Raw genomic sequence first — 13,998 nt, 5'->3', positions numbered from 1 at the left:
CTCCTATCCCTGTTACTTCCTAATTCCTTTTTAGTGGGGGAGTGTGAACAGTTACAATCAAGAGTATAGTCTCAATACATGAAAACTGCTGTAAGTCAGGAGAACAGTAAGTTGGGTTCAGCGACAGCAAACCCAACCTACGAAGTTTATTTTCAGTAAATTTGTCCGTCATTCAATTACATACCGCTAAATTAAGGATTAATTAATAAGAATTGAGTCAATTAGGTAGGATATATCAAAATGGAAAATAGTATGACTGGCTTTAAAATTTCTTCTGGGCAAAAATCTTTATATTTACTACAATCTAATAATCCTAATTTTCAGTATATATCCCATTGTGCTATTTCTATTCGTGGGAATCTCAAAATCGCAGTGTTAAAATCTGCCATAGAGAATGTTATTCAACGTCATGAAATACTGCGGACACAATTCCCCTGTTTACCAGGAATGAATTTACCTGTACAAGTAATTAATGATTTTATCAATCTATCTATTGAAGAAAGTGATTTAACAAATGTAGATACAGCAACACAAGCACAGCAAATTTCAGAAATATTAAAAAATCCTAATTCAGTAAAATTTGACTTAGCAAAATCGCCATTATCTCAAATCTCGATTATTCATTTATCGCTAATTGAACATATATTAATTATTAACTTATCTAGTTTGTGTGCGGATACAGTTAGTTTAAAAAACATCTTTCAAGAAATTAGCAAATATTATAATAATTACGTTAATGACGTAGATACAGATACAGCAGAGGAAATATTACAATATGCTGATTTTTGTGAATATCAACATCAAGCCATTGCTGAACAAGAAACAGAATTAAAAAATATTCAAGCCTATTGGCAACAATATAATATTGATCCTGGATTTAATCTGAGACTTCCTGGAGAAAAATTACCAAGTAATCAATCATATTTCCAACCTCGATTTATAAATTGGCAAGTAGATGAAAATTTACAAAAACAAATAGAGGATATTGCCAAAAATCATCATACCAACATTAGCCAAATTTTATTAACTTGTTGGCATATTGTATTAAGTCGCTTAACAGGCAGACGTGAATTAGTTATTGGCTATAATTTTGATGGCAGAACCTATGAAGAATTAGATTCAGCCATTGGATTATTTCATAAAACTGTACCTGTTCAGCTTATTTCTGATAAAAATCAGCCATTTACAGAAATTCTCAGTGAAGTTAATCAAACCATCGAACTATGTAAAAGCTGGCAAGATGTTTTTGATTGGGAGAAAGTTTTTAGTAATTCTGGATATTCTCCCTTTGGGTTTGAATTTATGGAAATTCATCCAACTAATCATCAAAACAGTGAATTAGAATTTTCATTGATGCAAATTCATAGCTATACAGATAAATTTAAACTAAAATTAGCTGGATTATTAACTACAAAAGGCTTGAAATTAGTTATTCACTATGATAGCAATTTCTTGACAGAAACACAAATTCATATTTGTCAACAACATTTAGAAAACTTACTGAAAACCGTTCTAACATTTCCTGAAAAAGCTATTCAGGAATTAGACATTATCAGTGATATTGAAAATCAGGGATTACGAGAAATCAATGATGATCAAAGTAAATGTTTTCATCAATTATTTGCAGAACGAGCCGAAAAAACACCAGAGGATATAGCAATTGTTTATCAAAACCAACAATTAACCTATAGGGAACTTAATCACCGGGCTAATCAACTCGCTCACTATTTACAGAAATTAGGAGTCACATCGGAAGTCTTAGTAGGATTGTGTTTAGAACGTTCTCTAGAAACAGTTATTGGTATCTTAGGTATTCTTAAAGCTGGAGGTGCTTATGTCGCTTTAGATCCCAAATATCCTCAAGAACGGATTGCTTTTATAGTTGCCGAAACTCAATTATCAATACTGCTGACTCAACAGAATTTAGTCAGCGCACTTCCTAAATTCGATGGAGAGTTAATTTGCATTGATAGCGATTGGGAAAATATTGTCCAAGCAAGTCCAGAAAATCCAGTTAGTGCGGTGACATTACAGCATCTTGCTTATGTAATTTACACTTCTGGATCTACTGGTAAACCTAAAGGTGTGCAAATTCCACATGGGAATATATCTAATTATGTTCATGCCATGAGTCAGGCATTCCAGCTTAATAGAAAAGATACTTATTTGCATACGGCATCCTTTTCGTTTTCCTCATCTGTGAGACAGCTAATGGTGCCGTTATCTCAAGGGGCTACAGTTGTCATAGCAGCCATTGAACAAATCCAAACACCATTGGTGCTATTTGAATTAATTCAACAACGTCAAATCACAATTATAGACCTAGTTCCGTCTTATTGGAGAAGTTGTACAGAGTTATTAGAGAACTTGGCAACTGAAGAACGAAACCAGATTTTGGATAATCAACTGCGGTTAATTCTGTCTGCGAGTGAACCATTATTATCTGATGTTCCTAGAAAATGGCGATTTGATTTTAATCAGAATGTCAGTTTTATTAATATGTATGGGCAGACTGAAACAACTGGCATAGTTTGTGTTTATCCAATTCCTGATGAATATGAAGATAAGATCACAATTGTTCCCATTGGTAGACCAATTGCTACCACAGAAATTTATATATTAGATGAACATCTTTCCCCTGTACCTGTTGGTGAAGTTGGGGAAATTCACATATCAGGTAGTAGCCTAGCTCGCTCCTATTTTAACCGTCCAGATTTGACTGACGAAAAATTTATTCCCAATCCATTTAGCGATTCCAACGGAGCGCTTCGCTATCGCTCCGAATCACGCTTATACAAAGCTGGAGATTTAGCCCGTCATTTGCCTGATGGAACGATAAAATTTATTGGTCGGGCTGATTATCAAGTCAAAATTAGAGGACAGCGTGTTGAACTAGGCGAAATTGAATCTATCATTGCCCTTTATCCTGGCGTTAAGCAAACGATAGTCATGGGTAGGGATGTATCAGGTGATCAGCGACTTGTTGCCTATATCGTTCCTAAATTAGTCTCACATCAGGAAACTAGCCAAACAATTTCTATTAAACAACTCAGAAACTATTTAAAAGAAAAGTTACCTGAATACATGATACCTTCTACGTTTCTGATCCTGCCGGCTTTTCCCCTCACTCCAACAGGTAAAATAGATCGTCGGGCTTTACCCGCACCAGAGAATTTTCAACAAGAATTAGCAGAAATATTTGTTGCGCCTCGGAATGAATTAGAACTGCAATTAGCAACAATTTGGGAACAAGTTTTGGGTGTGTCTTCTGTTAGCATTAACGATAACTTCTTTGAATTAGGAGGACATTCTTTATTAGCTATCCAAGTGATTTCTAGAATTACGCAAACTTTAAAAGTTAATTTAAGCTTACGTCAATTGTTTGCGACACCTACGATAGAATCTTTGTCTACATGGATAGAATCTAATTCTAATTTGGCGACACAATTCAAAATAGAAAAAATTCCATCTGTTGATCGAAAAAATAATATACCTCTTTCCTATAATCAAGAAGGTTTATGGTTTTTGTGGCTATTAGAACCTAATAATAATGCCTATAATATGAGTAGGTCTTACCAAATAACTGGAGAACTAGATATTAGGGCTTTTTCACAAAGCTGGGCAAATATAGTTCAACGTCATGAACTTTTGCGGACAACATTTAGAACCTTTAATGGTCAAGCTATACAGGTGATTCATGAACCTCAAAAAATAGAAGTGCCTGTGATAGATTTGCAGAATTCGCCGATAGATGAACGTCAACAAATTGTTAATCAATTACAACAAGAAATTATTCAGGAATCTTTTGATTTAACCGTTTATCCCCTCTGGCGAATAAAAATAATTAAGTTATCTGCAACCGAAAGTTTACTACTCATAACTATTCATCACATTATTTTTGATGATTGGTCTTGGAACTTACTATTTAGTAAAATGTTAGCATTTTATAGTAGTTTTCTGAACAGTGAAACTACAGAAATAGTGGATTTACCAATTAGTTATGCAGATTTTTCTCATTGGCAAAGACAATGTTTTAATGATGATAAATTCAATAATTTATTGCAGTATTGGCAAGAAAAATTAGCAGGAATTGAACCTGTTTTAGATTTGCCTATAGATAAGCCCAGAGCAGCAGAAATTAGTTTTATAGGAGCAACTGAAGCAATACAATTATCTAGCAGTTTATCAAAAGCACTCAAAGAGGTTTCCCAAAAATATGGCGTAACATTATTTATGACCCTGTTGGCAGCTTTCGAGATATTGCTGTATCGTTATTCTGGACAAACAGATATAGTAATTGGTTCTCCAATCGCTGGCAGAAACACAGAGGAAGTGGAGAGACTAATTGGCTTTTTTGTCAATACCATAGTCTTGCGAACTGATTTAGAGGGAAATCCCTCATTTATAGAATTATTAGCAAGGGTAAAAGAGACAACGCTAGGTGCTTATGAACACCAAGATTTATTCTTTGATCAATTAGTGCAAAAATTAAATCCTGAAAGGTCTTTAAATTATCATCCTATATTTCAGGTGATGTTTGCTTGGCAAAATACTGGAGGGCGAACTGCTTGCAGCAGCGCTTCGCGATCGCTCGAATTACCCGGTTTAGATATTACTCGAATACCACAGAATATCAAAATTGCTAAATTTGATTTAACCCTAGAACTAGAAGAGACAGATACAGGAATAGCTGGCTTTTTTGAATATCGCACAGATTTATTTGATTCAGCTACAATCAGGCGAATGGTAGGGCATTTCCAAACCTTGTTAGCAGCCATAGCTACCAATCCCCAATCCCCAATCGCTAATTTACCTTTGCTGACAGCACAGGAAAAACAACAATTACTTTTAGATTGGAATAGTACCACCATTCAATATCCCCAATATAACTGCATTCACCAACTAATTGAACAGCAAGTAGAACGAACACCAAATGCGATCGCCGTAGTTTGGGAAAACCAGGAATTAACATATCAAGAACTAAATACTCAAGCCAATCAAATAGCCCATTATTTACGTTCCTTGGGTGTACAACCCGAAGTGAAAGTGGGAATCTGCGTCGAACGTTCTCTAGAAATGATAATTGGTATTTTAGCAATCCTCAAAGCTGGTGGAGCTTATCTACCTCTAGACCCAGCTTATCCCCCTGAGCGCTTAGAATTCATGCTCAGTGATGCTCAAGTCCCATTCATCCTCACCAAATCTGCACTACTAGAAACTTTACCCCATCATCAAGCCCAAGTCATTTGTTTAGATACAGACAAGTCTATATTTACTCAACAAACTTCATCAAACCCCAGTCATCAAACCCAGTCCCACAACCTCGCTTACATTATTTATACCTCTGGTTCAACAGGTAAACCCAAAGGAATAATGATCGAACATCGGAGTTTGATTAATGCTTACCTAGCGTGGGAAGACACCTATCACCTCAGTTCTCAAACTTCCAGCCATTTACAAATGGCCAGTTTCTCCTTTGATGTCTGTTCTGGAGATTTTGTTCGCGCCCTTTGTTCCGGGGCAAAACTGGTGATTTGTCCCAGAGATTTCCTCCTTGATCCTCAACAACTTTACACACTCATACAGCAGCAAAAAATTGACTGTGCGGAGTTTGTCCCCGCAGTTTTGAAAAACTTAATTCAATATCTAGAAAAAACCAACCAAAATCTAGCTTTCATGAAATTGCTAGTTGCGGGTTCTGATAGTTGGTACTTGAGTGAATATCAACATATTCGTAATTTTTGTGGTCAGCAAACCAGATTGATTAACTCCTATGGAGTCAGCGAAGCCACCATTGACACAACTTATTTTGAAACAGAAATAGTAGATTTATCCAGTGACAAACTTACTCCCATTGGTCGTCCTTTTCCCAACAACCAAGTTTATTTACTAGATGACTATAATCAGCCTGTACCTATCGGTGTACCAGGAGAACTATACATCGGTGGAGCAGGATTAGCTAGAGGTTATTTGCATCTTCCAGACTTGACAGCAGATAAATTTATTCCTCATCCTTTTGCAGATTATTTCCCCCATAATCTAGACCAACGCTTATATAAAACTAACGACAAAGCCCGTTATTTAGCTGATGGTAATATTGAATTTTTAGGTAGATTAGACAATCAAGTGAAAATTCGCGGTTTCCGCATCGAACTAGGAGAAATAGAATCCTTAATTAATCAACATCCCCAAATCCAAGAAAGTATCGTCATTGTCCGTGAAGATGTTCCAGGAGATAAACGCATAGTTGCTTACATAGTATTTCAATCAGCAGCACGGATTAGTGAAGGAGAAATCCGCGACTATCTCAGCCAAAAATTACCCAACCATTTTCTACCAGCGGCTTACATGAGATTGGATTTTTTGCCGCTGACACCTAACGGAAAAATAGATCGTAAGGCCTTACCAATACCAGAATATAAATTGTTATCGTCCGATAACTTTACTGCCCCTAGCACCGCAACAGAAAAAATTATAGCGACGATTTGGAGTCAGATTTTAGGTTTAGAAAGAATCAGTATTCATGACAACTTCTTTGCCTTAGGTGGACATTCCCTACTGGTTGTGCAAGTAATTAATGCCATAACCCAAGAATTATCTAGAGAAATATCCCTACGTCAGTTTTTTCAAGCAGCAACCATAGCAGAATTAGCCGTAATTATAGATAGTTCCTCAGAAAACACCCCAATATATAAAATGTCAATTGTGCCTGGGCAAATTAACCGAAATTCAGCCGTCTTATCCTTTTCTCAACAAAGACTGTGGTTTTTAGAACAGCTAGAACCAGGAAGAGCCGATTATCACATTTCTTCTAGCTATCATTGTCTGGGTGATTTGAATATTTCCGCATTACAACAAGCCCTGGATACCATAATTGCTCGTCATCAAGTATTGCGGACAACTTTCACCAATGAAGATGGCAACCCAATTCAAATAATTAATGCGGCTCGTCCCGGAGAATTGCAGATATTTGACCTACAAAATCAACCCTTATCAGCACAAGCAACAGAAATCCAACAATTATTATCTCAAGAAGTTCAACGCCCGTTTAATTTCTCTCAAGACTTAATGCTGCGAAGTTGTTTATTGCAAATCAGCAAGACAGAATATATTCTCCTGTTGGTTATCCATCATATCGCGGCTGATGGCTGGTCAATGAGGATTCTCTTCCAGGAATTAAGTTCACTATACACGGCATTTTCTCAAAATTTACCATCATCTTTAGCCGAACTACCCATCCAGTATGCTGATTTTGCCCAATGGCAACGCCAATACCTACAAGGTGATGTACTTGAGTCCTCAATCAATTACTGGAAAAAACACTTAACCGGCGCACCGGAATTATTATCACTACCAACGGACAGACCTAGACCCCCAATCCAAAGTTTCAAAGGCAAAGCACAGTCTTTTTTCTTGCCTGGGCAAATTACTCAGCAGTTGAGATTATTGGGTAAGGAAGAAAAATCTACCCTGTTTATGATTATGTTAGCAGCATTTAACACCTTGCTAAGTCGCTATACAAATAGTCAAGACATTGTGGTAGGGACTGCGCTGGGGAATCGTCAACATAGTGAAACTCAAGACTTGATAGGTTTCTTTGTCAATACTTTGGCGCTGCGGACTGATGTTTCTGGTAATCCTAGTTTTAAAGAATTATTGGGACGGGTGAGAGAAGTAATTGTCGGCAGTTATGAGTATCAGGATTTGCCCTTTGAGAAATTGATAGAGGTATTACAACCGCGACGGGATTTAAGCTATGCACCTATTTTTCAGGTGATGCTGATATTGAATGAAGATATTTTACAGGAAAAAGTAGAGCTTAATGGGTTAAATATTAATCGTTGGGAAGTGGAAAAGAATGCCGCACAATTTGACTTAACTTTAAACGTCAACCAAATGGACACGGAAATACTGCTGCAATGGGAATACAACACCGATTTATTTGATGACAGCACCATAGAACGAATCAATGGAAATTTCCAGACCTTACTCACAAATATTATTGCTAATCCAGAAAAACCCATATCAGAGTTGCCACTGTTAACAGAAAATGAACAACAACAGCTACTTGTGGCATGGAATAATACTCAAATTGAATATCCCCAGAATAAATGTATTCATCAACTATTTGAGGAACAGGTAGAACGTACACCAAATGCCGTAGCTGTAGTATTTGCTAAAGCAAAACTTACCTATCGAGAATTAAATCACCAAGCTAATCAATTGGCGCATTATCTCCAATCTTCAGGAGTTAAACCCGAATCTTTGGTGGGAATTTGTCTAGAACGTTCCTTAGAAATGGTAATCGGCTTACTGGCAATCCTCAAAGCAGGTGCAGCTTATGTACCGCTAGATCCTACCTATCCTGCTGATAGGGTTGCCTATATTCTTGATAATTCTCAAGCTAAATTATTACTAACTACCAGCAACTTATTAGCTACACTGCCCCAAAATGAAACTCAATTTATTTGTTTAGATAGAGAATCGGCGGTTATTTCTCAACACAGTGAATCAAATCCAGAAAGTGAAGTTAAACCCGATAATTTATCTTATGTAATTTATACATCTGGTTCAACTGGCAAACCCAAAGGTGTGCAAATTTGCCATCAATCTTTGGTGAATTTTATCAGTTCTATGCAGAATAAACCAGGATTAAATCATGGGGATAACTTATTAGCCGTAACCACAATTTCTTTTGATATTCACACTTTAGAAATTTATCTGCCTCTGACTGTGGGTGCAAGCATAATAGTTGCTAGTCGAGAAATGACCATAGATGGTAGACAATTAGCCAAGGCAATCCAAAACCATGCAGTAAATGTTATGCAAGCAACTCCAGCGACTTGGCGAATGTTGTTAGCATCAGAGTGGCCAGGAAATACTAATTTAAAGGTGATTTGTGGTGGAGAAGCATTACCAAGAGAATTAGCAAATCGGCTATTAGCAAAGGTCGGTTCATTGTGGAATGTTTATGGACCAACGGAAACTACGGTTTGGTCAACTATTTGTGAAGTTAAAGCTGATCGTTATTTTAGTAATGAAGATGCACCTGAGTCTATTGGTCGTCCTATTGCTAATACCCAGACTTACATTTTAGATCAGAGTTTTCAACCTGTGCCGATTGGGGTAATTGGGGAGCTTTATATTGGTGGAGATGGGGTAGCTAGGGGATATCTCAACCGTCCAGAATTGAATGCTGGCAGCTTCCTCAATAATCCCTTTAAATCCAATTCACGAATTTATAAAACTGGAGATTTAGCTCGTTATTTACCTAGTGGTAATATTGAGTATTTGGGCAGAATAGATAATCAAGTTAAAATCCGGGGCTTTCGCATAGAAATTGGGGAAATTGAGAATGTTTTAGATAAACATCCCGAAGTGGAACAAGGGGTAGTTGTTGTTCGAGAAGATACTCCGGGTAATAAACAATTAGTTGCTTATGTTGTGGCTGGACAATCTCAACCTAGTATTCCAGAATTACGGCAGTTTCTGAAGGTGCAATTACCGGATTATATGATTCCTGCGGCTTTTGTGATTTTAGAGGCATTACCGCTAACGCCTAATGGTAAAGTTGACCGTCGGGAATTACTCAGAAGGAGTCAGGAGTCAGGAGTCAGGAGTCAGGAGAAGGAAGAAAGCAGGAAGAAGGAGTTAGGGACGCAGGGACTGCGACCAATCAGGAGTCAGGAAGAAGAAAGAGGGAGTCACCGATTAGAGGGGGAATTAATTAAGATTTGGGAAGAGGTTTTGGAGGTTGAGCCGATTGGAATTAAAGATAATTTCTTTGAGGTGGGCGGACATTCTTTACTCACGGCTATATTGCAAAGCAAAATAGCTAAGGAATTAGGGATAGAAATATCAATTATGGATATATTTCAATATCCAAATATAGAGAGTTTAGCTAAATATTTGTTAAATCAGGAGTCAGCACTTCGACTTCGCTCAGTGTCCCGGCAGCGCTCACTTACCGAGGCAAAAGATATTGCGATTATTGGGATGTCGGGGCGGTTTCCAGGGGCAGAAAATATCAACGAATTTTGGCAAAATCTGCGGGATGGGGTGGAATCTATTGCTCCATTGTCAGATGAAGATGTGACATTGAGATTACCAGGGATAGATCCTGATTTATTAAACAATCCGAATTATATTAAAATCGCGGCTCTGATTCCTAAAATTGATGAATTTGATGCTGCTTTCTTTGGTTATTCTCCGAGAGAAGCTCAATTTATTGATCCTCAACAACGGATGTTTTTAGAGTGTGCTTGGTCAGCGCTAGAAAATGCTGGTTATCAATCAGATAGAGGCCATGTCATTGGGGTTTATGGAGGTGTGGCTTCCAGCAGTTATTTATTGAACAATATTTTACAAAATCATGATATTGCTCAAGATCGTTGGGTAAATTCTGCTTTAGAGTTACAAATATCTCTGGGTAATAGTAAAGATTACCTGAGTACGAGGGTAGCTTATAAACTTAATCTCACTGGACCTGCGATTAATGTGCAAACAGCCTGTTCTACCTCCCTGGTAGCTGTCCATTTGGCTTGTCAAAGTTTATTAAAGGGAGAATGTGATATTGCCCTGGCAGGTGCTGTTTCTCTGTTGCAACAGGCGGGTTATTTATATGAGGAAGGGATGATTTCCTCTCCAGACGGTCATTGCCGGACTTTTGATGCGGAAGCTAAAGGGACATTATTTGGAGATGGTGTGGGGGTGGTTGTGCTTAAACCCTTAAAAAGAGCGATCGCTGATGGCGACTATATTTACGCAACTATCAAGGGCAGTGCCATTAATAACGATGGTAATTTAAAGGTAGGCTATACAGCACCCAGTATTGATGGTCAAGCGGCAGTGATTGCAGCAGCCCAAGAAGATGCAGCGATCGCCCCGGAAACTATTACCTACATAGAAGCACATGGTACAGGCACAGCCTTGGGCGATCCGATTGAGATTGCTGGTCTGACTCAAGCCTTTCGGATGAAAACAGACAAAAAAGGCTATTGTGCTATTGGTTCGGTCAAGAGCAATATCGGACACTTAAATACAGTCGCCGGTGTAACGGGGTTGATAAAAACCGCACTAGCACTTAAACATCAACAAATACCGCCTAGCCTCAACTTTGAAAGACCTAATCCGGGGATTGACTTTCCTAACAGTCCTTTCTACGTGAATACTCAACTTTCACCCTGGGAAAGTAATGATTTTCCCCGCCGTGCAGGAGTCAGTTCCTTTGGTTTCGGGGGGACAAATGCTCATGTCGTGTTGGAAGAATGGGACAACGCTGCGCGAAAGTCACAAGTCAATACTTCGACAAGCTCAGTAACCAGTCAAAAGTCAAAGGAGTTAATAGTAATATCAGCCAAGACGGCGACAGCTTTAGATACTGCAACTATTAATTTAACTACGCATTTACAAGCAAATCCAGAAATTAATCTAGCTGATGTTGCTTATACTCTAGCTGTTGGGCGTGTTGGTTTTAACCATCGCCGCATCCTAGTGGCGAGTGATCTTGTAGATGCAGCTAATACCCTGAATACAGGCGAGAAAAACCGAGTTTTCACTAATTCCGGGACAATTAAACCCCGTTCTGTCGTCTTCATGTTTTCAGGACAAGGTTCTCAATATGTAAATATGGCACGAGAACTCTATGAAACAGAACCCTATTTCCAGGAGCAAATTGACATAAGTTGTGAAATTTTACAACCACATTTAGGCTTTAATTTACGTGATGTTTTATATCCTGATCCAGAGGAAATTGCCACCGCAACGGCAAAACTGACTCAAACAGCCACAACCCAACCGGCATTATTTGTCATTGAATATGCGATCGCTCAATTATGGATAAAATGGGGCATCACACCCACAGCCATGATCGGTCATAGCATTGGCGAATATGTAGCCGCCACCTTAGCCGGAGTATTTTCCTTAGAAGATGCCCTAGCCCTAGTTGCCGCCAGAGGTCAACTAATGCAATCTATGGCTCCTGGCTCAATGCTCGCCGTTCCTCTACCGGAAAACGAAGTAGAACCACTACTCACCGGGACTTCTCTGCAAATAGCCGTCATTAACAGCCCCACTAATTGCGTCGTTTCGGGAACAACACCAGCTATAGAAGCCTTTGCTCAACAGTTAGCAGCACAAGGAATTGAAAGTCGGTTACTACAGACATCCCATGCCTTCCATTCCCAAATGATGGCAGAGATTTTAGAACCCTTTACCGAAAAAGTAAAACAAGTTCGCCTCAATCCTCCCACCATTCCCTTTGTTTCCAATGTCACAGGAACTTGGATCACAGATGAGGATGCTACTAACCCCAGTTATTATGCTCAACATCTACGCCAAGCTGTGCGCTTTGCCGATGGGGTTAAACAATTTTTTGATCACCCAGAACAAATCCTCCTAGAAGTAGGACCAGGACGCACATTAAGCACCCTCTCCAAACGCCATCCTGACAAGCCCAGCGACCAAATTAGCCTCACTTCCATCCGTCATCCTCAAGATGAATACTCTGATGTTAGTTTCATCCTCAATAATCTTGGTCAAATGTGGTTAGCAGGTTTAGAGATTAATTGGTCAGCCTTTTATGGAGAAGGGCAAAATTATCGGATTCCCTTACCTACCTATCCTTTTGAACGCCAACGTTATTGGATTGAACCTACCAAACAAACCACAGAAATTAAACTGGATACAAGGAAAAAACCAAATATTTCCGATTGGTTTTATATTCCTAGATGGAAACAGTTTTTACAAATAGAAGAAACTAAGGATCAGTCCGAAAATTCAAGCCTAAATACGGTCATAAATCAAGCATCTGGATCTTCCCAAGAACAGATTGAGCAAACTCTGCTCAAAATCTGGCAAAAAGTCTTGGGAATTAATAACATCACAATTGATGATAATTTCTTTGAATTAGGAGGAGATTCGCTATTAGCATTATATTTATTAACAGCAATTGAACAAAGTTTGGGTAAACGCCTGACTTTAGCAACTTTGTTTGTAGCTAATACCATAAAACAGTTAGCTGTGCTATTAAGGGTTGAAGAAAAATCCGATGATTATTCATGTATAGTGCCAATTCAACCCAATGGGAATAAGCCACCTTTATTTGTGATTCATGCAATTTGGGGTAATATCCTCTTCTATCGAGAATTAGTAAGTTATTTGCCGCCAGATCAACCTGTCTATGGGCTACAAGCAAAAGGACTAGATGGGAAAGAAGAGCCAATTAATTCTATGGTGGAAATGGCAGCTAATTATATCCAAGAAATTCGCAGACTTCAGCCTCATGGACCTTATTTTATCGCTGGTCACTCCTTTGGTGGTGCAGTAGCTTTTGAAATTGCTCAACAGATCCATGCTCAAGGTGAGAAAGTTGCCATAGTGGCTATTTTAGACATGGAGGCTCCAAGAATTCATGATACTAATTCACTCAGTGTATCTACAAGTGATTTAATCTTGTCCAAGTTAAATCATTTTTTAACATTGAAACCCATAGATCAGTTAAATTACGTATTGTCAAGGATGCAGTTTCATCTCACAGTAGGTAAAGCCAGCATTTTTTATAAACTTTACTTGCGTTATATCACGCGATCGCTTCCTTCACTAAGGACTCTCAATGTCGCTACTGCTAATTCTCAAGCCCTACGATCCTATGTTCCATCATCAGTTTATCCTGGTAAATTGACTTTATTTAAAGCTACTGATAGTCAACCTGAACACTTTGTCCAAGATAGAGAATGTGGTTGGGATCAAATTACTCATCAAGTGGAGATCTATGAAGTTCCTGGAACACACACTACTGTTATGCAAGAACCTAATGTTAAAGTCATGGCAGAAAAGTTGATAATTTGTTTACAAAAAGCTCAGGAAAATAGTTCTGGAAACAAATTCTAACTAGATATCTTCTCAAAGTTTGTAGAGAGTTATCTGCTCTACAAGGATTTTTAAAGTAACTGTTCACACTCCCCCACTAAAAAGGAATTAGGAAGTAACAGGGATAGG

General features: G+C 38.3%; 1 protein-coding gene. It reads left to right on the top strand.

The annotated features are described in order from the left end of the window. The first annotated feature begins 240 nt into the window (after nt 1–240). Entirely contained in the window at nt 241–13,890 is a 13,650-nt protein-coding gene (locus FJR05_RS07375) for a non-ribosomal peptide synthetase/type I polyketide synthase (RefSeq protein ID WP_168643521.1), read from the top strand. Nucleotides 13,891–13,998: the final 108 nt, after the last annotated feature.

It is taken from the genome of Dolichospermum sp. UHCC 0259 (genome assembly GCF_009711935.1).
Lineage (GTDB): Bacteria > Cyanobacteriota > Cyanobacteriia > Cyanobacteriales > Nostocaceae > Dolichospermum.
The sequence above is the reverse complement of the archived record's forward strand: the minus strand, read 5'-3'. Positions and strand labels throughout refer to the sequence as shown.

Bases quoted from the DNA above. Each gene is read 5' to 3' on its own strand.
- FJR05_RS07375 (WP_168643521.1), top strand. From the start codon at position 241: ATGGAAAATAGTATGACTGGCTTTAAAATTTCTTCTGGGCAAAAATCT.